The 20,104-nt window shown below is 41.6% G+C and carries 22 protein-coding genes and 1 tRNA gene; 16 read left to right on the top strand and 7 right to left on the bottom strand.

What is annotated here, in order from left to right; translation table 11 throughout:
* Nucleotides 1–57: 57 nt before the first annotated feature.
* The 3 genes from atpC to ACFFGT_RS22650 all read right to left on the bottom strand — a co-directional run bounded on the left by atpC (nucleotide 58) and on the right by ACFFGT_RS22650 (nucleotide 3,059).
* Nucleotides 58–309 (bottom strand): ATP synthase F1 subunit epsilon, encoded by a 252-nt coding sequence (gene atpC / locus ACFFGT_RS22660; RefSeq protein WP_377024793.1) that lies wholly within the window; start codon nucleotides 307–309, stop codon nucleotides 58–60.
* An 83-nt stretch (nucleotides 310–392) separates the two neighbouring features.
* Nucleotides 393–1,898: a F0F1 ATP synthase subunit beta gene (gene atpD, locus ACFFGT_RS22655; RefSeq protein WP_377024792.1), complete on the bottom strand. Its 1,506-nt coding sequence runs from the start codon at nucleotides 1,896–1,898 to the stop codon at nucleotides 393–395.
* A gap of 174 nt (nucleotides 1,899–2,072) precedes the next feature.
* A complete protein-coding gene (locus ACFFGT_RS22650) occupies nucleotides 2,073–3,059 on the bottom strand; it encodes an NAD(P)H-quinone oxidoreductase (RefSeq protein ID WP_377024791.1) in 987 nt (328 codons plus the stop codon).
* Nucleotides 3,060–3,481: 422 nt separating this feature from the next.
* On the opposite strand from ACFFGT_RS22650, the gene ACFFGT_RS22645 reads away from it, so the two are divergent.
* The 5 genes from ACFFGT_RS22645 to obgE all read left to right on the top strand — a co-directional run bounded on the left by ACFFGT_RS22645 (nucleotide 3,482) and on the right by obgE (nucleotide 6,894).
* Nucleotides 3,482–4,351, top strand: coding sequence for a GGDEF domain-containing protein (locus ACFFGT_RS22645; RefSeq protein ID WP_377024790.1), 870 nt, complete (start codon nucleotides 3,482–3,484; stop codon nucleotides 4,349–4,351).
* A 152-nt stretch (nucleotides 4,352–4,503) separates the two neighbouring features.
* Nucleotides 4,504–4,965 (top strand): redoxin domain-containing protein, encoded by a 462-nt coding sequence (locus ACFFGT_RS22640; protein ID WP_377024789.1) that lies wholly within the window; start codon nucleotides 4,504–4,506, stop codon nucleotides 4,963–4,965.
* Between the two features lie 60 nt (nucleotides 4,966–5,025).
* Nucleotides 5,026–5,099: transfer RNA gene (locus ACFFGT_RS22635), tRNA-Arg, on the top strand.
* A gap of 98 nt (nucleotides 5,100–5,197) precedes the next feature.
* On the top strand, nucleotides 5,198–5,776 hold the full coding sequence (locus ACFFGT_RS22630; protein ID WP_377024788.1) for an adenylate kinase: 579 nt from the start codon (nucleotides 5,198–5,200) through the stop codon (nucleotides 5,774–5,776).
* A 110-nt stretch (nucleotides 5,777–5,886) separates the two neighbouring features.
* Complete coding sequence (gene obgE, locus ACFFGT_RS22625) at nucleotides 5,887–6,894, top strand: GTPase ObgE (RefSeq protein ID WP_377024787.1); 1,008 nt, start codon at nucleotides 5,887–5,889, stop codon at nucleotides 6,892–6,894.
* A gap of 165 nt (nucleotides 6,895–7,059) precedes the next feature.
* Here obgE and ACFFGT_RS22620 read toward each other — a convergent pair whose 3' ends face one another.
* Both ACFFGT_RS22620 and ACFFGT_RS22615 read right to left on the bottom strand, forming a co-directional pair.
* Complete coding sequence (locus tag ACFFGT_RS22620; protein WP_377024786.1) at nucleotides 7,060–7,833, bottom strand: Wzz/FepE/Etk N-terminal domain-containing protein; 774 nt, start codon at nucleotides 7,831–7,833, stop codon at nucleotides 7,060–7,062.
* On the bottom strand, nucleotides 7,834–8,619 hold the full coding sequence (locus ACFFGT_RS22615; RefSeq protein ID WP_377024785.1) for a polysaccharide biosynthesis/export family protein: 786 nt from the start codon (nucleotides 8,617–8,619) through the stop codon (nucleotides 7,834–7,836).
* 81 nt (nucleotides 8,620–8,700) lie between these two features.
* On the opposite strand from ACFFGT_RS22615, the gene ACFFGT_RS22610 reads away from it, so the two are divergent.
* The 3 genes from ACFFGT_RS22610 to gap all read left to right on the top strand — a co-directional run bounded on the left by ACFFGT_RS22610 (nucleotide 8,701) and on the right by gap (nucleotide 11,746).
* Nucleotides 8,701–9,462 carry a glycosyltransferase family 2 protein gene (locus tag ACFFGT_RS22610; RefSeq protein WP_377024784.1) on the top strand — a complete coding sequence of 254 codons (762 nt, stop codon included), beginning with the start codon at nucleotides 8,701–8,703 and terminating at the stop codon, nucleotides 9,460–9,462.
* Between the two features lie 83 nt (nucleotides 9,463–9,545).
* Nucleotides 9,546–10,649, top strand: coding sequence for an MraY family glycosyltransferase (locus tag ACFFGT_RS22605; protein ID WP_377024783.1), 1,104 nt, complete (start codon nucleotides 9,546–9,548; stop codon nucleotides 10,647–10,649).
* 89 nt (nucleotides 10,650–10,738) lie between these two features.
* Nucleotides 10,739–11,746: a type I glyceraldehyde-3-phosphate dehydrogenase gene (gap, locus tag ACFFGT_RS22600; RefSeq protein WP_377024782.1), complete on the top strand. Its 1,008-nt coding sequence runs from the start codon at nucleotides 10,739–10,741 to the stop codon at nucleotides 11,744–11,746.
* Between the two features lie 14 nt (nucleotides 11,747–11,760).
* Here gap and ACFFGT_RS22595 read toward each other — a convergent pair whose 3' ends face one another.
* Nucleotides 11,761–12,378: a hypothetical protein gene (locus ACFFGT_RS22595; protein WP_377024781.1), complete on the bottom strand. Its 618-nt coding sequence runs from the start codon at nucleotides 12,376–12,378 to the stop codon at nucleotides 11,761–11,763.
* Between the two features lie 194 nt (nucleotides 12,379–12,572).
* Between ACFFGT_RS22595 and ACFFGT_RS22590 the strand changes: the two genes are divergently transcribed.
* The 5 genes from ACFFGT_RS22590 (at nucleotide 12,573) to ACFFGT_RS22570 (ending at nucleotide 15,474) form a co-directional block, all read left to right on the top strand.
* The gene (locus ACFFGT_RS22590) at nucleotides 12,573–13,007 is read left to right on the top strand and encodes a GNAT family N-acetyltransferase (RefSeq protein ID WP_377024780.1); all 435 of its coding nucleotides are present in this window, start codon (nucleotides 12,573–12,575) and stop codon (nucleotides 13,005–13,007) included.
* Between the two features lie 100 nt (nucleotides 13,008–13,107).
* Nucleotides 13,108–14,298 carry a phosphoglycerate kinase gene (locus ACFFGT_RS22585; protein ID WP_377024779.1) on the top strand — a complete coding sequence of 397 codons (1,191 nt, stop codon included), beginning with the start codon at nucleotides 13,108–13,110 and terminating at the stop codon, nucleotides 14,296–14,298.
* Nucleotides 14,299–14,383: 85 nt separating this feature from the next.
* The gene (locus ACFFGT_RS22580) at nucleotides 14,384–14,620 is read left to right on the top strand and encodes a hypothetical protein (RefSeq protein ID WP_377024778.1); all 237 of its coding nucleotides are present in this window, start codon (nucleotides 14,384–14,386) and stop codon (nucleotides 14,618–14,620) included.
* The gene (locus tag ACFFGT_RS22575) at nucleotides 14,602–15,009 is read left to right on the top strand and encodes a type II toxin-antitoxin system VapC family toxin (RefSeq protein WP_377024777.1); all 408 of its coding nucleotides are present in this window, start codon (nucleotides 14,602–14,604) and stop codon (nucleotides 15,007–15,009) included. Before ACFFGT_RS22580 ends, ACFFGT_RS22575 begins: the two co-directional genes overlap by 19 nt.
* Before the next feature lie 33 nt (nucleotides 15,010–15,042).
* Nucleotides 15,043–15,474, top strand: coding sequence for a GNAT family N-acetyltransferase (locus ACFFGT_RS22570; RefSeq protein ID WP_377024776.1), 432 nt, complete (start codon nucleotides 15,043–15,045; stop codon nucleotides 15,472–15,474).
* A gap of 80 nt (nucleotides 15,475–15,554) precedes the next feature.
* On the opposite strand, the gene ACFFGT_RS22565 is transcribed toward ACFFGT_RS22570, so the two are convergent.
* Complete coding sequence (locus ACFFGT_RS22565) at nucleotides 15,555–16,790, bottom strand: endo-beta-N-acetylglucosaminidase H (RefSeq protein WP_377024775.1); 1,236 nt, start codon at nucleotides 16,788–16,790, stop codon at nucleotides 15,555–15,557.
* A 389-nt stretch (nucleotides 16,791–17,179) separates the two neighbouring features.
* Here ACFFGT_RS22565 and ACFFGT_RS22560 point away from each other — a divergent pair, with 389 nt between their 5' ends.
* From ACFFGT_RS22560 to ACFFGT_RS22550, 3 genes are all read left to right on the top strand, one after another.
* Nucleotides 17,180–19,051 carry a CocE/NonD family hydrolase gene (locus ACFFGT_RS22560; RefSeq protein WP_377024774.1) on the top strand — a complete coding sequence of 624 codons (1,872 nt, stop codon included), beginning with the start codon at nucleotides 17,180–17,182 and terminating at the stop codon, nucleotides 19,049–19,051.
* Nucleotides 19,052–19,139: 88 nt separating this feature from the next.
* Nucleotides 19,140–19,490, top strand: a complete 351-nt coding sequence (locus ACFFGT_RS22555; RefSeq protein ID WP_377024773.1) for a DUF2314 domain-containing protein — start codon at nucleotides 19,140–19,142, stop codon at nucleotides 19,488–19,490.
* 133 nt (nucleotides 19,491–19,623) lie between these two features.
* Nucleotides 19,624–20,049: a hypothetical protein gene (locus ACFFGT_RS22550; protein ID WP_377024772.1), complete on the top strand. Its 426-nt coding sequence runs from the start codon at nucleotides 19,624–19,626 to the stop codon at nucleotides 20,047–20,049.
* The last annotated feature ends 55 nt before the right edge of the window (nucleotides 20,050–20,104 follow it).

Raw genomic sequence — 20,104 nt, 5'->3', positions numbered from 1 at the left:
AAAAAAAGCGCCCGGATAATCATACCCGGGCGCTTTTAGCTTTTTATAAAGCAGTGCTTATTTGTGCTGAATACCTTCGGCCAAAACAGTTACTTTATTGTTTAATGCTTCAACAACACCACCTTTTATAAAAAACACTTCTTCTTTAGCTGCACCACCGCGTACGGTAAGCTTGCCATCCTGAAGGGTGGAAATTATAGGGGCGTGGTTGTTCAGTATTTCAAATAATCCCAAAGTGCCGGGCAATGTTACCGAGGTGGCCTCGCCTTCGTAAACTTTTTTATCGGGAGTAAGAATTTCTAATGTCATAGCTTAATGTGCGTATGTGCAGATATGCAGATGTGCAGATGATGTTTTAATTTGCACATCCGCACACTTGCACATTTGCATATTTATGAATTAGCTTCCGCTAATAATTTTTTGCCTTTTTCAATAGCGTCGTCGATGTTACCAACTAAGTTGAAAGCTGCTTCAGGGTATTCATCAACTTCACCGTCCATGATCATGTTGAAACCTTTGATGGTATCTTTAATGTCAACCAGTACACCTTTTAAGCCGGTGAACTGCTCGGCAACGTGGAACGGTTGTGACAAGAAACGCTGAACACGGCGGGCGCGTGATACAACTAACTTGTCTTCTTCAGAAAGCTCGTCCATACCCAAAATGGCGATGATATCCTGAAGCTCTTTGTAACGTTGTAAGGTTTCTTTAACGCGTTGAGCGGTATTGTAGTGCTCGTCACCTAAAACAGCTGGGCTCAGGATCCTTGAGGTTGAATCCAATGGATCCACCGCAGGGTAAATACCAAGCTCGGCAATTTTACGTGAAAGTACAGTAGTAGCATCTAAGTGGGCGAAGGTTGTAGCCGGCGCCGGGTCGGTCAAGTCATCCGCAGGTACGTAAACAGCCTGTACAGATGTAATTGAACCGCGTTTGGTTGAAGTGATACGCTCCTGCATGGTACCCATCTCAGTTGCCAGTGTTGGCTGGTAACCTACTGCTGATGGCATACGGCCTAAAAGCGCTGATACTTCTGAACCTGCCTGTGTAAAGCGGAAGATGTTATCGATAAAGAAAAGGATATCACGGCCTTTACCATCTTCATCGCCATCACGGAAATACTCGGCAATGGTTAAGCCTGAAAGGGCCACACGTGCACGTGCACCAGGAGGCTCGTTCATCTGACCGAACACAAATGTTGCTTTTGAATCTTTCATGGCTTCGGTATCTACTTTAGATAGGTCCCAGCCGCCTTCTTCCATTGAATGCATGAAAGCGTCGCCATATTTTATAATGCCTGATTCAAGCATCTCACGTAAAAGGTCATTACCTTCACGTGTACGCTCGCCAACACCTGCAAATACAGATAAACCTGCATAAGCCTTAGCGATGTTGTTGATCAGTTCCTGGATCAATACTGTTTTACCTACACCGGCACCACCAAACAAACCAATTTTACCACCTTTTGCATAAGGTTCTAAAAGGTCGATAACTTTAATACCTGTAAAAAGTACTTCAGTTTCGGTAGACAGGTCTTCAAACCTTGGAGGGTTAGCGTGAATAGGACGACCATTTACTTTTTCAAGGTTAGGGATACCGTCGATAGCATCACCTACCACGTTAAATACGCGGCCTTTGATGTTGTCGCCTACCGGCATTTTGATAGCAGCTTCGGTATCTAAAACCTTCATGCCGCGTAACAAGCCGTCGGTCGAGTCCATCGCGATAGCACGTACACGGTCTTCGCCTAAGTGCTGCTGAACCTCTAAAATAACTTTCTGGCCATTGTCTTTCGTGATCTCTAACGCATCATAAATTTTAGGAAGATGAGCATCATCAGCGAAACTTACGTCAACTACCGGACCAATGATCCGTGATATTTTTCCAATGTTTGGCATATATAACCTGGTGTTTTAAAAAAAATGCTTTTACTGAACAGCAACATACACTATTTGTAACAATAATATATAAGATGCTATTTCAGAGGCGCAAAGTTAAGATTTCTATCGAATTATTTAAATACTGGATCAAGTTTTTTAAACGATAATTTCAACATTGTTAATTAGTTGGTTTTAATGTTTAAAACTCAAAACTATTTTGCCCGTATGTTCGCTGCTTTCCATCAGTTGGTGAGCGGCCGCCGCATCTTCAGCATTAAAAATTTGATAGATCACCGGCTTTATGGCTCCCGACTCAATAAGCGGCCAGATCTTTTGCTCCAGGTTTTTAGCGATAGCAGCTTTAAATGCTACCTCTCTGCTGCGGAGCATAGAGCCGGTAATGATGAGCCTTTTGGCCATTACTTTACCAAGGTCAAGCTGTACTTCGCGGCCATTCATGGCATTGATCATCACCAAACGGCCTTCAATTGCAAGGGAATCAATATTGCCTGGCATGTAATCGCCACCTATCATATCCAATATCACGTTCACCCCTTTGCCCTTGGTGAGCGCTTTGATCTCATCCTTAAAGTCGGCGGTTTTGTAATTGATAGCCTTATCGGCGCCAAGCTGCTCGCAAAAACTGCATTTTTCATCAGAACCGGCCGTTACATAAACGATACTGCCCAAAGCTTTGGCCATTTGAATTGCGGTTACACCTATACCGCTCGATCCGCCATGCACCAGTAAAGATTCGCCGGGTTGAAGTGCGCCGCGGTCGAACACATTACTCCAAACGGTGAAAAACGTTTCGGGCAATGATGCTGCTTCCGGATAGTTTAGGTTTCGAGGAACGGGGAGGCACTGGCCTTCAGGTGCTTTACAATATTCGGCATAACCGCCTCCTGCAACCAAGGCGCAAATTTTGTCACCTGTTTTCCAACGGGTAATTGCACTGCCAACTTCGGCAACGGTGCCGGCTATTTCCAGTCCCGGGATATCTATAGACGCACCAGCAGGCGGCGGATAATTGCCCTTGCGCTGAAAAACATCGGGCCGGTTAATGCCTGCTGCCATTACTTTTATCAGTACTTCATGCGCTTCGCATTGTGGTTTTGGTCTGTAGGCCAACTGCAAAACTTCGGGCCCGCCGGGTTGGGTGATCACTATTGCTTTCATAGATATAATGTTGAAAGCTAAGTTAGGGTGAAAATGTTTGTCTCTGAAAATCTTGAACTTTTTTGGCGCAAGTATTGTGTGAGTGCCAGTGCGGGCGCTTACTTGTGCCTTCTGCAAGGCACAAGTCACCTCCTCCTCTCAGTCCACTACTCAAGACTTGCGCTAAGAGCGGTTTTATTTTTGGATGAGAGCGACAAGAGTAGGAATGCGTTTTTATAATCAGTGGTTAACAGGAGGCACCTACGGAGCCTTGAATTACCACTCAGGTATGACTGAACGGTTGGCTGCTTGCCTTTCCTGGATTTCAGATCATTGGCTGAATATTGATTTTATATTAGAAGTAATTGTTTATATTTTTATAGAATCATGAACATTTTCTAATAAGCTTTTAATCATATCACTTATTTACCAGTTCAATTACTGTGGAGCCCCGAAAACTTATAACCTCCCTTGGAGTAATATTAACAACTATTACTGGTGCTATTTTATTTTTTACAGAGTTTGAAAAAATTAAAGGTTTCTTTTTTCCTGCCGGGATTGCTATCAGTGTTCCGCTATATGTTTTTTCATTACTGGGTATTGGAACAGTGGTATTTTATAGCGTTTATATTTTTTACTTCAAAGAAGTTACCAGCCATAAAAAAACTAAAACTGAGCTGGAAAATGTGAAAGCATTATTATTGGACTCTGAAAGAATGCGTTTAATCGACTTTGTGACCGGCATTGCTAATCAGGAGAAATTCAAAATAGATATCCAAAACAGGCCTAAAGAATTATTTCATTTGATATTGATTGATTTAGATGGTTTTGGAGAAATAAATAAAAAGCAGGGTTTTCAGAAAGGTGATGAAGTAATTAGAACAATTGCCCAGGATTTGTTTAGCAGGATGAGGAGGGATGAAGAGATTTACAAGAGGGATTATAAACTTGAAAATAACTTCATGAAGCGTATTTATCGAAAATATACAGGCGGCGATGAATTTATTTTTCTGATAAAAGGACCTCAATATGAATCTGTTGGTTTTTTGGCAAGGATCCAAAAGCAACTGGAAGAACTAAACGCAGAATCGCCTGTTTTTTTAAATTACAAAATTACTTTTCACGGTGCTATCGTGCCGCTATATCCATCAGATACCTTTGAACAGGCTTATGATAAGCTGCAAAGAGGATTTGTGCAGGCAGCCGAAGAAAGTAATGGGCTCCGGGTTTATTGGGACAAAAGCGAGGAAGCTACGTTTGAGAGATACAAGTCTTTATATGACAATGCAAGACGGATTTTTAAGATCCAATAATTGGTTAAACGTTAGTTTTCTGCCCTTGTCAGCCTTTTATAACCGCATCAGGTAACAAACCATCGGCAACAACTAAATTGACATTGCAATTATGAGTATAATTAGCAATTGATGCCTAAATGCGATTTATTTGCAGTATAAATAATCACACTATGTCATTACAGATTGGCCAGCCGGCCCCCCAGTTTATTTTAATTTCATCAGCTTTAAAAAGCGTTTCCCTGGCCGATTTTAAAGGCCGTAAGGTAGTTGTCCACTTTTTCCCTTTGGCTTTTACGGGCGTTTGTACCACGCAGCTTTGCACCATGCGCGATAGCTTTGGTTACTATGATGGCCTGAATGCTACGATATTAGGTGTTTCTGTCGATTCGCCTTTTACTTTAGCTAAGTTTAAAGAAGAGAATAATTACCAGTTCGACCTGCTATCTGATTTCAACAAAGATGTATCAACAGCCTATGGCGCTATTTATGATCAGTTTGTTATGGGGCTTAAAGGTGTATCAAAGCGCGCTGCCTTTGTAATTGACGAAGAGCAGAACATCATTTATGCCGAGGTACTTGAAGATGCAGGCCAGCTGCCTGATTTTGAGGCTATAGCCAAAGTTGTAAAATAATTTTGAATAAAAGTTTGCAACGAAAGTTTAAAAACCTATCTTTGCATTCCATTTCGGAAAGCACTCGTAGCTCAATTGGATAGAGCGTCTGACTACGGATCAGAAGGTTAGGGGTTCGACTCCCTTCGAGTGCACAACAAAGCACTGCAGCCCGGGATTTTTCCACCGCATGTGCAAATTAACTGTAAGCCTTTCTGTTGTATTACCGAAAGGCTTTTAATTTATCAAGAGCATGCTAAATCTGGTTTTGTTTGGTCCTCCCGGAGCCGGGAAAGGTACTCAGTCGAAAAAACTTATTGAAAAATACGATTTGATCCACCTTTCAACTGGGGATTTGTTGCGCAGCGAAAAAGCGCAGCGTACCCCCCTGGGTTTAGAGGCCGAGAAGCTGATGGACAATGGGCACTTAGTTCCTGACGAGGTAGTTATTGGTATGATCAGCAATAAGCTCGACGCTAATAAAACCGCCAAAGGTTTTATTTTTGACGGCTTTCCGCGTACAGTTGCGCAGGCTGAAGCTTTGGATCAGTTGCTTGAATCAAAACAATCGGCAATTTCGGGCATGATAGCGCTTGAAGTTGGTGATGATGAGCTGGAGCGCCGCCTGTTGGAGCGTGGTAAAGAATCTGGTCGCCCGGATGATGCCAACCCCGAGGTGATCCGCAAACGTATTAAAGAATACAATGATAAAACTGCTCCCGTAGCAGGTTTTTATCAAAAACAGGATAAGTTTACAAGCGTTAACGGTGTGGGTTCAGTTGATGAGATCTTCGCCGCGATTGTTGATGTAATCGAATCGTATAAGAAATAGTTCGAATTTAGTAAGACCTAAAGTCAGTAAAGTCCGCAAGTTAGGAGCGTTAAAATTCTTAATTTTGCGGACTTTACTGATTTTTGGTTTTTTAGTCCAAATAAAATATTATGTCGCAGGGTTCCAATTTTGTTGATTATGTAAAGATCTGTTGCCGTTCGGGCCACGGAGGTGCGGGTTCTGCCCATTTGCACCGTGATATATTAACTTCAAAAGGTGGCCCCGATGGCGGCGACGGCGGCAGGGGAGGTCATGTTATCGTTAAAGGTAACGCCCAATTATGGACCATGCTGCACCTCAAATACCGCAAACACGTAATTGCCGGCGACGGTGATTCGGGCGGCAGCTCACTGCGTTCGGGTAAAACCGGTCGCGATGAGATATTGGAAGTACCCCTTGGTACAACCATAAAAAATGCAGAAACCGGCGAAGTTATTTTTGAAATAACCAAAGACGGTGAAACCCAAATCCTTACTCCCGGTGGCCGCGGCGGCCTGGGTAACTGGCATTTTAAAACGTCAACCCAGCAAACACCGCGTTTTGCCCAGCCCGGCGAAGATGGCCGTGAAGACTGGAACATCCTTGAACTTAAAGTACTTGCCGATGTTGGTTTGGTAGGTTTCCCTAACGCGGGTAAATCAACCCTGCTTTCGGTAGTATCAGCCGCCAAGCCCGAAATTGCCGATTACGCGTTTACTACACTGGTGCCTAATTTAGGCATCGTATCATACCGTGGCGGGCGTTCATTTGTAATGGCCGATATTCCGGGTATTATTGAAGGTGCATCGCAAGGCAAAGGCTTAGGCTTTAGGTTTTTGAGGCACATTGAGCGTAACTCAGTATTGTTGTTTATGGTACCTGCCGATACATCGCGCAGTATAAAAGAAGAATACAGTATCCTGCTGCACGAGCTGGAAGAATACAACCCCGAACTGATGCACAAGCCCCGCGTACTGGCTATCACCAAAACTGATATGCTTGACGATGAGCTGCAGGCCGAAATGAAAAAGGAGGTTCCTGATGGCATCCCCTCTATATTTATATCATCTGTAGCCCAGAAAAATATCGATCAGCTAAAAGACCTGCTCTGGAAAGAGATCAACGCGGACGTGGTTTAACAGCTGTTTAAAAGCCTTAAAATAGGTTAAAAAGAAGCGTCATTGCGAGGTACGAAGCAATCCCCGATTAGCAGAGCCACTCTGTATAGTTTGGGATTGCTTCGTACCTCGCAATGACGTTTTTTATTATAGATTTCAATATTGATAATATAAAGAGTAATCATCTCACTTCGCCTCCCACAAAATATAGTCGTTCATGATGGCATTAAGCACATCGGCAGCAAACTGCGGATTTGAATCTGTTTGCTGAATGGCAATTATATTTGAGTTTTTTGCCGTTTCACCTGCATATAAATTGCCCTGTACCCGGCCAATAAAATCTTCGGGGATATTAAACTTGAACAAATAAATTGTTTTGGACGGAATTACACCGGGATACTTGATCCGGAAACTGGTATTGCCTATAGTAACAGGGCTTTCGTATGAGTAGTTGTTTTGAACCTCTTTACCGTTTATACTATAAGTAAGGTTAAAGATTTGTTGGTTAACCGGTTTAAAGGTTATTAAACTATGAAAAAAATTAAGGCTGTCAAACTTTACCAGGCTGATATTGAGGGGCTTTTGCGGGTAGGTTTCGGATGTACGCACCCTGCCCGAAATATAAAAGCTAATGCGATAGTCAATATCTTTTATAGCTGTAAGTATAAGGTTGCGGCTGGTTAATACCGAGGTAATACTTTGAATTTTTGAGGGCCCGCGTTCGGGCGTGGTTATTACACTGATAATGTCAGAGATCTCCGATTTTTTTTCTTCTACCTTAAGTGTACCCCCGGTGGCATATGTTTTAGGCGTATACCACAGATAGGTGTAGGAGATGGCCGAGGTAATAATAACGGATGCCGCTATCCAATACCAGCGGCTTAATAGTATTTTACCGATCTTAAAATAATCAATTTCCTGGTTAGGCAGCTTTCTTTGTACTTTTTCTAACTCTTCCATTTACCGATGAGAAAGCGTAAAAATAATTAAGGCAGTATTAAGCAGCAGTAACACAGGCTGCGTTATTACCGACAGGTTTTGCAATTTATCGTTGCGTACAGTACGCTTGTTTTGTGCAATATAAATAACATCACCGCTTTGAAGCACGGCACGGGGATCATTTATGGATTGAATATCCCGGAGGTTAATTTCAGTAACCTGCTGGTTTCTTTGATCGCCCCTTATTATTTTTACATTAGCTTCATTGGCCTTATCTGTCAGGCCTCCTGCTTCACCAATCATTTCAACCAAAGTTGTCCTGTCTTTTGTTAGTGTATAATTACCCTGACTTTTTATTTCACCAAGTATTGTTACTTTGAGGTTAACGATCTTAAGCTCAATTATAGGGTCTTTCAGCAGGCTTTTACGGTAAAGGTCCTCAATTTGTTTTGCAGCTTCGGGCCTGGTAAGCCCGGCAACCTTTACATGGCCTATAGCAGGCAGGGCTACGGTACCATCATCCTCAACCTGGAAAGTTTGTCCGGAAGCGTTGCCTCCTCCGATACTGCCGCCCGCACTGGCAGAAGGAGTTTCTTCAACTATATACTTAATGCTTTGCATGTTTCTGATCTGCAGTATATCCTGTGCTTTGATCCGGTATGGGGCTGTAGTAACGTCGCCGCCTTTTGATGAGGTATCGCTAACACTATGCTTTTGATCAAAAAGATATTGATATTGTTTGTTTGAGCAGGAGGTTAGTAAAAAAAATATCCCAATAATCAGGCAGGTAGGTATAAAATTGCGCATGTTTAGCTATAAAATTCCACGTTATATTTAATATAATTAGGCTTCAAGTCCAAAATTACATAATTTGCGGCTATAAATACGGTGTATTTTTCCAAAGTTGCAAGGTTGAAGATCTCGGTTATCACTATCATTTATAATGCGCAGGATACTATTAAAAGATGTATCGAATCTGTTATCGGCCAAAATTACAATAACATCGAGTACATTATAATTGATGGCAGCTCAACAGACAATTCCCTGCAAATAATCAACCAATATAAATCGCATATCAAAGTTTTAGTATCCGAACCGGATCAGGGCATTTATGATGCCATGAATAAAGGGATTAGTTTGGCAACAGGCGAAATTGTAGGTATGCTTAATGCCGACGATTTTTTTGCCGGTAAGGAGGTTATATCGGCAGTGGCACAGGCTTTTTCGAACAGCGGGGCCGGGATCGTTTATGGCGATTTGGATTACATAAATTCTGCCGGTAAAATTATTCGTAAATGGAAAAGTTACAAGTGTGGAAAAAATTCCTTTCAGTGGGGTTTTATGCCCCCGCACCCTACCTTTTATTGCAGGCGTGAATTGTTTGCAAAACATGGTTTTTATAGCCTTGAGTATGGTTCGGCAGCTGATTATGAATTAATGGTAAGGTTTCTGCATAAGTGGAGTGTAAGGAGTTTTTATCTTAACCGGGTTATGGTTAAAATGCAGACAGGAGGGGTAAGCAACAGCAATTTAATGAACCGTGTTAAGGCCTGGTCATTTGATTTGAAAGCAATGCGTGAAAATAAGGTGTTTTTACCCGTGCTGGCTATAATGTTAAAACCGTTGAGGAAAATTTCTCAATTCTTTTAATCATTAGTTAACCTTTTGGTGTCTGTATCCGTATAAAAATCTTGGAAATGAATAAGCCGGTCACTAAAACACATTTATAACATATGTTTGAATTTTTACGCTCTTATCATTTTGTTTATAATGTGCTCATAGTTGTATTTTCAACCCTGGTAACATTAATTTGTATCCCCTCAATTTTACATGTTGCACGTGCCCGTCATTTATATGATGATGTTGGTCATTTCAGAAAGCAGCATGATCATGGTATCCCCCGTTTAGGTGGTGTAGCCATTTTTGTAAGCTTTACTATCACCGCCTTATTGTTTAGCATTATTGATAAATCGCTTCCAATCAGTTACCTGCTTACTGCATGTATCATTTTGTTTGCAATGGGGCTAAAGGATGATCTTTCGGGGGTTAATTCCAGTACAAAATTCATGATCCAGTTTGTGGTTGCCGCTATACTTGTTATTCCCGGAAATATCCGGATCAGCAGCATGTACGGGGTTTTTAATATTTCGGCCCTGCCGTATATCCCAAGTGTAATATTGTCAATACTGATTATTATGCTTATCATCAATTCATTTAACCTTATTGATGGTATTGATGGCCTGGCCGCAACCACGGGTATTATTGCCAACAGCACTTTTGCCGCGCTTTTTATTTATATGCAACAGTATGAGCTGGCAGCAATTTCGCTGGCTATGGTAGGTGCAGTAGTTGGTTTTTTACGTTTTAATATAACCCCTGCCAAAATATTTATGGGCGATACCGGCGCCCTGCTCATTGGCCTGGTATCGGCTGTAATGGCTATTAAATTTATTGAATTAAGTAAGGTTTCGACAGTTAAACTTCCTTTTATATATACAGCCCCGGCTTTAATTGTTGCCATATTGGTAGGCCCTGTTTTTGATACCCTCAGGGTTTTCACTATCCGCATATTAAATGGAAAATCTCCTTTTGACGCCGACCGGAACCATATCCACCATCGTATATTAAAGATAGGTTTCACGCATTTACAAACCACACTTATTTTAGCGTGTTTGAATCTCGTTTCTATATTGATGGTACTAACCTTAAGCGGTTTAAACAACTCTTTGCTTATTGTGCTGATATTTTTGCTGTCGATATCCTTTAACGGGATAATCACTTATTTTATCCGTTCAAAAAAGCGCGGGTTTCTGATGTTCCGGAATTTTGGCGATTGATGCTATTGTAACCTGCAGGTAGTAATAAAGTAAATACACTAAATTAACCATCCATCTTCATTAACTTTGATGCTTTATTACAGCATGCGATGAAGATAGCTATAAACGGGTTTGGCCGCATTGGCCGCATATTTTTAAGGAATATTTTAGCACACCCCGAAATACAGGTGGTAGCTATAAATGACCTTACCGACACGCAAACTCTTGCCCATTTATTTAAGTACGATTCTGTTCACCGCGGTTTTAAGGGTTCTGTTAACGCTGATGATAACGGCATTATCATAAACGGTAACCGCATCCGGGTGTTTGCCGAACGTGATCCTCTTAAACTGCCCTGGAGGGCACTGGATATTGATATCGTAATAGAATCTACCGGTAAATTTACCTCCAGGCGAGGCGCCGAAGCGCATTTAACTGCCGGGGCACGGCAGGTTATTATATCGGCCCCATCTACCGATAAAAATGTACCAACCGTAGTACTTGCCGTAAACGACGGGCAGGTTGACCTGCAATCGCCCATACTGTCAAATGCATCATGTACAACTAACAATGTTGCCGCAATGGTAAAGATACTGGATGAAAACTGGGGCATTATTGACGGCTACATTACCACCGTTCACTCCATGACCGGCGATCAGAACCTGCATGACGCACCGCATAAAGATCTGAGGCGCGCAAGGGCTGCATCTGCTTCTATTATACCTACCACAACTGGTGCTGCCAAGGCCATAACGGCTATATTTCCGCATTTGGATGGCCGCCTGGGAGGTGCTGGGATCCGGGTGCCGGTGCTTAACGGCTCATTGACCGATTTTACCTGCAGCCTTAAAAAGCAGCCCACTATAGCTCAAATCAATGAAGCTTTTAAACAAGCTGCCGATGGGCCGATGAAAAATGTATTGGAATACACCGAAGATCCTATTGTATCAACCGATATATTGGATAACCCGCACAGCTGCATTTTTGATGCGCAGCTAACCTCTATTGTAGGGGGACTTGTAAAAGTTGTTGGCTGGTATGATAATGAAATGGGCTACAGCAGCAGGCTGGCCGATCTGGTTGTGCAGATAGCTGAACTTAAAAAGCAGCCGGCCTAAGCCGGCTGCACAAATTATTTTCTGTATACTATGGTAGCGGTTGCCGTTATGGGATCTGAATTTTTGCCGTTCGTATAATAATAGGAAGCAAAGCTGATCACCTCCCCGGTTTGTCCTAAAATCTGGTTCTGGGATTCAACAGCAAGATCATGCTGTTTATATGCTTTTGAAAATATTATAACTCTTTCCAGTACCAGCTTAGTAAACTGTTTACCATCGATAGTTAATGTTGAGGCCGATTTAATGGCCACATTGTTCAGGTTATCATCAAGATAGTTGGTTGCTACCTGGTGGTCCTTGTTAACAGTGGTGAAATTAAACTTGGACAGGGCCGATTTTGAAAAATCTTCTTTAAAATGTACGGCAGATGATTTTTGATAATCATCAGCGTTTAAGATCAAATTAGCAGTTTCGGTATAATTTAAGTAAAGCGTATCGTTGCTTACTTTGGTATTCACAACCTGGTCGGCAATGTCAAGCTTTATTGAAGCCGTAGATGTGCCCGTGCTTGTATCGGTATTTGTGCCGGTGTTTGAGCCATTAGCTCCTTTAATTACTTCGGGAATTATGTCTGTTTTTTTGCAGCTGAAAAGTGTAGTTGCGATAAGGATGCAGGTAAAGTGTTTTTTCATTTCTATGATTAAGTATTTCCTTCTCTTTTGGCAACTATTATGCCTTACTCCTTATTGGTTTAATAGTGAGTAATAAGCAAATCCTTTTAATTGGTGGTTGTAGTAGGCGAGGGGCTAACGAAACATTAACCTGTGGTTATTAATTTGATGGGATTAAAATTCCCCATTTGGGGAATTTTTCCAATTTTGCGGGCATGATCAGGTTTATAAAAGTTGATGAGCTGTTGCATGTGCGTAATGAGGTACTGCGTGAAGGCAGGCTTACCCTTGATGAATGCCGTTTTCCGTCAGATAATAATGAGGGTAATTTTCACCTTGGTTATTTCGTTGATGATGAACTGGCTTGTATAGCTTCCTTTCACCCGCAAAGCTATGGCGAATTTGGGGGCACCGGCTACCAGCTGCGGGGTATGGCAACAATTGAAAAATACCGGGGACAAGGCTTAGGCAACCAGTTAGTTAACTTTGCCCTTGTATACCTGCGCGGGCAAAAGGCAGATTACCTTTGGTGCAACGCCCGTAAAAAGGCTGTACGCTTTTATAGCGGCCTTGGTTTCGAGATCGTTTCGCCCGAGTTTGAGGTTCCGGGCATTGGCCCTCACCATGTAATGTATGTTAAAATTAGATGAAGTTTTGGCGGAATGAAACAGCTTTTTTCCTTTTTCGTTAAGTATTTTGAATTAAAATGCTCAATTTGCGCCCGTTCATACAAATGACCCTTTAATAAATATGAAAACAGTAGATCAAATTAGTTTTGCCGGCAAAAAAGCCCTCATCAGGGTTGATTTTAACGTGCCTCTTGACGAGAATTACAATATTACCGACGATAACCGCATGACGGCAGCTTTGCCAACCATAAAAAAAATATTAAAAGATGGTGGTAAAGTTATCCTGATGTCGCACTTAGGCAGACCGAAAGATGGTCCTACCGAAAAATATTCATTAAAGCATATCGTATCTCATTTGTCTGATCTGCTTGGTCAGCAGGTTCAGTTTGCCGATGATTGCATTGGCGAGCAGGCTGTTGAAAAAGCAAAAGCGCTTGGTAATGGCGAGGTTTTATTGTTAGAGAACCTGCGTTTTTATAAAGAAGAAGAAAAAGGTGATGTTGCTTTTGCAGAAAAGCTATCAAAATTAGGCGATGTATATGTAAACGATGCTTTCGGCACCGCTCACCGTGCACACGCTTCAACCGCTATCATCGCCAAGTTTTTTCCTGATGCAAAATACTTTGGTTACCTGATGGCAGCCGAGTTGAACAACGCCGAAAAGATCCTGAACAACGCACCTAAGCCTTTTACAGCTATCATGGGCGGCTCAAAGGTTTCTGATAAAATTGAGCTTATTGAAAAACTGCTTGATAAGGTTGATAACCTGATTATTGGTGGTGGTATGGCTTACACTTTTGCTAAAGCAGATGGAGGCAGCATTGGTACCTCATTGGTTGAGCTTGATAAGCTTGATCTGGCTACCAGTCTGGTTCAAAAAGCAAAAGATAAAGGCGTAAAATTGTTATTGCCTTTAGATAATATTATTGCAGATGCGTTTTCACCCGATGCTAATACCGATGTAGCTAAAACAGGCGAAATAAAAGATAACTGGATGGGCCTGGATATCGGTCCGGAAACTGTTGCTTTATTTAGCAAAGTAGTTGAAGAGTCAAAAACCATTTTATGGAACGGTCCGATGGGTGTATTTGAAATGGAGAAATTTTTAGGCGGTACCAAAGCCATTGCCGAAGCTGTAGCAAAAGCAACCGAAAATGGTGCTTTCTCGCTGATAGGTGGTGGTGATTCTGCTGCGGCAGTAGCCAAATTTGGCATGACCGATGAGGTAAGCTACGTATCAACCGGTGGTGGTGCCCTGCTTGAATACATGGAAGGTAAAGAATTACCAGGTGTAAAGGCGATAAACGAGTAATCAGGTTAATCCGAAATATGAAAAGGCAACCTATATGGGTTGCCTTTTCTGTTTAAAAGCTTTAACTTTATATAAAAACTAAGCGATGCCCGAAGTAACCATAAAATATAAAAAACCGGAAACCCTGAAGATATTAAAGGGACTGGCTAAATATTTTGATTTTAAGATATCTCCATCATCTGCAAAAAAGGAAACTCCTCTTAATGATATTTTAATACCCGGTAATAAAAAGCTCGATGTTTCTGAACTTAAGAAAGTATTTACAGGGAAAGATTTGGATGCTAAAAAATTAAGAAACGATTTGTGGCAGCGGAACAAATAATCTGTGATACGGATGTAATGATAGAATACCTTGATGGTAGAAGAAGTCGTCATCAAAGCACTAAATTAATTCTTGAAGATGTAATAGGCCTGGAAAATGTTGTTTTATCGGCTGTTACTAAAATAGAGTTAATGGCCGGCGCCACGAATAAAGCAGAACTTAAACAAGTAAACAAAAATATTTATTGGTTTAATATCTTATTATTTAATCCGGAGATTACCTCAATAGCTATAAGACTAATGGAATCATATAAGCTAAGCCACAATTTAGCTATGCCAGATGCATTAATTGCTTCAACTGCAATATATACAAACCATAAACTATTCACCTATAATTTAAAGGACTATAAGTTTATCGAAGATATTAAGCTGTTTGATTCAGAAAAATGAATCTGAAAATAAATAACACAGAATTCTCCCTGTTTGAAATCAACTAACTTACATGTCCGGAAATTTGAAGAGGGTGACCGCGGGATGCTTCAGGAACTTTACCTTCTATGCAGGATACAGACATTTTATTGGGTTGATGGATCATCATTCCGGCTCGATGAGTTTGATGTAGATACAAAAGATGAGGAAATACTGGTATGTGAATTTGATGGAATTATTGCTGGCTTTATAGCTATCTGGAAACCAGATGCATTTATTCATCATTTATATGTTGATGCTGCTTACAGGCGCAAAGGAATAGGGAAATTGCTATTGGCCACAGCTATAAAAACGACTGATCAGAAGCTTACGTTAAAGTGCCTGATTAAAAATGGAAATGCTTTGAACTTTTATCGCACATTAGGATGGGAGGTTATTGATACAGGAGCCGATGATTTAGGAGATTACTTTTTAATGAGTAATTAGCTATTCGATTCTCTGATTTTCGAAGATTTCAAGATTAAAAGTGTGGCGTTTCTGATCAGGAAACGCCACACTTTTAATCTTTATTGAATCTTAACCGAAGTCACCACATCATTAGCATTTGGCGATAGCGTGGTGAAATTAGGTGTGTTTGATGTCCGTGTCCAGGTTGTGCCTGTAGAGTTATCGTTTGAATACATGGTAACTGTCCAGCCTGTTGGGATCTTTGCCGATGAAGCCCAGTTATCTACAAAACCATAGGCCTGCAATTGGGCAAGGGTATAGGTGCCTTTAGGGATGGCGCTTGTAACCGCTCCTCCGTAATTGATATTCTGGTAAAAAGTGACTCCTGTTGTACTTGTCCCCGAGTTAAATACAGTAGGCTTGCCGTACAATGCATTGGATACGCTTGACAGGTAAGTGTGCGAATCGGCATTTGGCAGGTTGTAATACAGGTAAATACCATAGTTATTATTTACTGTTTGTGTAGCCAGCGATGCTGCAGTTGATGAGCTGGTGCTTTGAATATCAATAGCAGCAGGGCCAAGGTTGGAAGCAGCTAATCCCGGAACATTCGGAACAGAATAAGTGCCATAAATGGCGTTCCAGCTATAATCCACTTTGGAGCCTACAGTTACACCGTTAAAGCTCAGACGTGATGCTGCCGGGCCATAAAAATAAAACGAAATTATTTTGGTTGGCATCAGGGTGCGAAGGGCGGTAACCAGGTAAACAAATGAGCTTGAATTAGGCTGTCCGGTGCCGTTGGTGCCATAATCGGCGTATTCGTCGTCAAAATCAATACCGTCCAGTCCGTAGGTAGTAACGGCATTGCTCAGCAACTGGGCAAAATCATTGGCTGCCGCCTGGCTTGGAAAGTTGCTGATGCCGGCACCCTGGTGGTTACCTAAAATGGATAACAATACCTTAATGCCTTTAGCCTGTAAGCTTTGAATATAGGTTGCCTTATTGTTGAGTACGTTGGTTACCTGTGGATTAAAGAATAGTTCGGCTTTTTGGGTTGTGGTGTTGTAGTTGATGTTAGCCGCAAATATGATAGCGATATCAAAAAGCTGCTGCCCGGTTGACAGGGTGTAATTGCCCACGTTTCGGATATCGTTATTGTTCACTTCCACATAGCAAACGCCTTTTGGCCCGGCTACGCCTATGGCGTTGGTGGTTAGTTTTGAAGAAGGGTTGCTGCCTGCATCGGCAGGTACCGGGGCATGGTCTTTTTTACAGGCGGATGTGACAAGTAAAACGGCGCCGAATAAAACGGTGAGGGTTTTTGTAATAGGCAGATTAAGGTTTGTTCTCATAATTGGTTTGATTGTTAATTGTTTATAAAAGATAAATTGTTTTAACATAATTGATTCGCGTAATATCAGCCTGTGGCACAGCCCCGGGGGATTTACTATCTCTTAAAAAAAACTGTTTAAATATTTAGATTACCATAGCGCTTAGGTCCTCGCGTTGGTATTATATCGGTTCATGGTAATAGACCATTAAACGTGTCCGATTGCCTACAGGTTTTAATTATTATTATATAAAAATTTTCCAGGGTTAATAAAGGTGTTTTTTACAGTTAATTTTAACTTCAACAAAAAACTTTATTCTGTAACAAAAAAGAGGCTTTTGATAAATTGCAGTATGGTTAGTTGCCCTTTTTATTTTATTCGGTTACATTTGATTGACTGACAAAAAAATTATGAAGAAAACTTTACTTCTCGCTTTCTGCCTTTTGCTTTCGGCAACAGGCCTTTACGCACAGCCCAAAGGGCCCGATGCTGATTATATCAAAGCCAATTACCAGAAATACGAATACCAGATCCCGATGCGGGATGGTAAAAAGCTTTTCACCTCGGTTTATGTGCCAAAGGATCAATCAAAAAAATATCCTTTTATGATGGACAGGACGCCCTATAGCGTAGCCCCTTACGGTACCGAATTGTATAAAGGAAGCCTTGGCCCATCATCGTTATTTGCGCATGATGGTTACATTTTTGTTTACCAGGATGTACGCGGCCGCTGGATGAGTGAGGGTATTTATGAAGAGATGACCCCCGAAAAGGAAGATCATAAAACCAATAAAGATGTTGATGAAGGCACTGATACCTATGATACTATCGACTGGCTGCTGAAAAACATCCCTAACAATAATGGTAAAGTAGGCGTATGGGGAATTTCATATCCCGGTTTTTACACTACTACTGCTTTGTTAAGCCGTCACCCGGCATTGGTAGCTGCATCGCCGCAGGCACCCATTGCCGATTTGTACCGCGATGATGCTTTTCATAACGGTGCGTTTATGCTGGTGGCCAACTTTGGCTTTTACCCTGGCTTCACCAACAGGCAGGATGATAAACCCACCCAACGCCGCGGTGCAAGATTTGATGCCGGTACCGAAGATGGCTATGACTTTTTTCTGAAGATGGGTTCGGTGAAAAATTCAAACACTAAATATTATAAAGATACTATCCGGCTATGGAACGAAATGCTTGATCACCCTAATTATGACCAGCACTGGAAAGACCGTAACGTGCTTTATCATTTACATGATATAAAAACAGCGGTACTGGTAACCGGTGGCTGGTATGATGCCGAAGATCTGTACGGCGCAATCAACACGTATAAAACGCTGGTAAAAGAAAACCCTAAAACCCCGGTTTATTTCACCATGGGGCCATGGGTACATGGCGGCTGGGCACGCGGCGATGGCGATCATTTGGGCGATGTTGGTTTCGGCGGTCCTACAGGCCCTTTCTATCGTGAAAAAATTGAGTTTTCATTTTTTAGCCACTATCTAAAAGGTACTGCCGATTTTGACTTGAAACCCGTATCAACCTTTGAAACAGGTGTTAATGAATGGAAAACCTATAACACCTGGCCTCCAAAAGAATCTGCAGAAAAAAAACTGTACCTGCTACCGGGAGGTAAACTATCATTTACTGCTCCAACGGCTGTAGCCGATAGCCATGATGAATTTGTATCAGACCCTAACAAACCGGTGCCCTTCATCAACAGTATTGATATGGATATGAAACGCGAATACATGACCGGCGATCAGCGTTTTGCTTCACAACGCCCCGATGTGCTTACTTATGAAACCGATCTTTTAGATAATAATGTAACCATAGCAGGTAACATCTGGGCTAACCTCAAAGTATCCACCACGGGTACCGATGCCGATTGGGTTGTTAAAGTAATAGATGTTTATCCCGACTCAACCAAAAACACCAAATGGGCAGGTAAGGAAGTGTACCTGAGCGGTTATCAGCAAATGGTGCGCAGCGAGGCCATGCGCGGTAAGTTCCGTAACGGATTTGATAAGCCCGAACCTTTTGTGCCGGGTAAAGTAACCCCGGTGAACTTTGAATTACAGGATGTGCTGCACACCTTTAAAAAAGGGCACCGCATTATGGTGCAGGTGCAAAGTACCTGGTTCCCGCTTATCGACAGGAATACCCAGCAATTCCAGGATATTATGAAGGCAAAGGACACCGATTTTAAAAAAGCTACGCATAAGGTATATACTTCAAAAACTAATCCGAGCTATTTAAAGGTTAGGGTAATTGAATAGTATGAAACGTGGTATTTATATCTGCTTGTTATGTCTAATGATATGCTCTGGCTGCAAAGGTCAAAGAAGCAGGAACGAGCCTGGTGCTATGTTAAAAAAAGACGATCCTACTTTCCTGGCATTAAAGGATACCGCTCAAAAATATATGCCGCAGTTTATTGAGGCGCTGACGAAAAAGACTGAAGGATTCAAATTTGTGATAAAATCAGATTTTAAAGATGGCGATACACATGAGCACATGTGGTCACAAATTCTTGAATATAAGTCGGATAAATTTAGCGGGACGTTTATTGACTCGGCCGTTGATGTTAAAAACGTACACATGGGCGATACCGTGTTGGTAAACGTAAACGATGTAGAGGATTGGGCCATTTATGATGATAAGGATGAAAGGGTTGCCGGAGCGTTCTCTGAAAAATATTTAGAGAGTAAACGATAACGATTATTGATATTTAAGGTCCGTGTGAGCATACATGGGCTTTTATTACAAGTATAACAGCCTCATGTAATTACATGGGGCTGTTGCGTTTTATACGGTATTGACGTACTGGCTATTAATTAAACCTATAGCCATGCGTAAATACATTTTTTTACTATTATTAGCCACAGCTTTTTCGGGTTGTAAAAAACATAACCAACAAACAGGCTGCCCCAGTCGCCCTTGCACCGCCAATTTTGCCGTATTATATGTAAATTTTGTAGATAAGGACGGACTGCTTGCGTTAGGGAAAAATGTAACCGTTATAAATTTGCGCACTCATGAAGCTATAATTTCAAAAGGAAACGGAGGCCCGGTTGTGCCGTCTGTGGGCCCTAATTTATATACTATTGCTACTGATAATAATAAAAGTGAATTTTCTACCGAGGGAGATGATGTAGAACTAACCGCAACTAATGCAAAAACGGGTGTTACCAAAACCACCTTGTTGAAAATTTCTGGTGGGTGTAACTGCCATATTGCTAAAGTATCCGGCCCGGATAAAATAGTGCTTGAATAAGTAAATCGTTTCCTTGCAATAAAAGGCTGCACATATTCAGATGTGCGGCCTTTTT

It is taken from the genome of Mucilaginibacter angelicae (genome assembly GCF_042434235.1).
Taxonomy (GTDB): Bacteria; Bacteroidota; Bacteroidia; order Sphingobacteriales; family Sphingobacteriaceae; genus Mucilaginibacter; species Mucilaginibacter angelicae.
The sequence above is the reverse complement of the archived record's forward strand: the minus strand, read 5'-3'. Positions and strand labels throughout refer to the sequence as shown.

Excerpts from the sequence above, each read along its gene's own strand:
- ACFFGT_RS22590 (WP_377024780.1), top strand. The coding sequence starts at position 12,573 with ATGATCAGGTTTATAAAAGTTGATGAGCTGTTGCATGTGCGTAATGAG.
- ACFFGT_RS22555 (WP_377024773.1), top strand. The coding sequence starts at position 19,140 with ATGTTAAAAAAAGACGATCCTACTTTCCTGGCATTAAAGGATACCGCT.
- gap (WP_377024782.1), top strand. The coding sequence starts at position 10,739 with ATGAAGATAGCTATAAACGGGTTTGGCCGCATTGGCCGCATATTTTTA.
- atpD (WP_377024792.1), bottom strand. The coding sequence starts at position 1,898 with ATGCCAAACATTGGAAAAATATCACGGATCATTGGTCCGGTAGTTGAC.
- ACFFGT_RS22550 (WP_377024772.1), top strand. The coding sequence starts at position 19,624 with ATGCGTAAATACATTTTTTTACTATTATTAGCCACAGCTTTTTCGGGT.
- ACFFGT_RS22580 (WP_377024778.1), top strand. The coding sequence starts at position 14,384 with ATGCCCGAAGTAACCATAAAATATAAAAAACCGGAAACCCTGAAGATA.
- ACFFGT_RS22640 (WP_377024789.1), top strand. The coding sequence starts at position 4,504 with ATGTCATTACAGATTGGCCAGCCGGCCCCCCAGTTTATTTTAATTTCA.
- atpC (WP_377024793.1), bottom strand. The coding sequence starts at position 309 with ATGACATTAGAAATTCTTACTCCCGATAAAAAAGTTTACGAAGGCGAG.
- ACFFGT_RS22650 (WP_377024791.1), bottom strand. The coding sequence starts at position 3,059 with ATGAAAGCAATAGTGATCACCCAACCCGGCGGGCCCGAAGTTTTGCAG.
- ACFFGT_RS22630 (WP_377024788.1), top strand. The coding sequence starts at position 5,198 with ATGCTAAATCTGGTTTTGTTTGGTCCTCCCGGAGCCGGGAAAGGTACT.
- obgE (WP_377024787.1), top strand. The coding sequence starts at position 5,887 with ATGTCGCAGGGTTCCAATTTTGTTGATTATGTAAAGATCTGTTGCCGT.
- ACFFGT_RS22615 (WP_377024785.1), bottom strand. The coding sequence starts at position 8,619 with ATGCGCAATTTTATACCTACCTGCCTGATTATTGGGATATTTTTTTTA.
- ACFFGT_RS22565 (WP_377024775.1), bottom strand. The coding sequence starts at position 16,790 with ATGAGAACAAACCTTAATCTGCCTATTACAAAAACCCTCACCGTTTTA.
- ACFFGT_RS22585 (WP_377024779.1), top strand. The coding sequence starts at position 13,108 with ATGAAAACAGTAGATCAAATTAGTTTTGCCGGCAAAAAAGCCCTCATC.
- ACFFGT_RS22595 (WP_377024781.1), bottom strand. The coding sequence starts at position 12,378 with ATGAAAAAACACTTTACCTGCATCCTTATCGCAACTACACTTTTCAGC.
- ACFFGT_RS22620 (WP_377024786.1), bottom strand. The coding sequence starts at position 7,833 with ATGGAAGAGTTAGAAAAAGTACAAAGAAAGCTGCCTAACCAGGAAATT.
- ACFFGT_RS22560 (WP_377024774.1), top strand. The coding sequence starts at position 17,180 with ATGAAGAAAACTTTACTTCTCGCTTTCTGCCTTTTGCTTTCGGCAACA.
- ACFFGT_RS22605 (WP_377024783.1), top strand. The coding sequence starts at position 9,546 with ATGTTTGAATTTTTACGCTCTTATCATTTTGTTTATAATGTGCTCATA.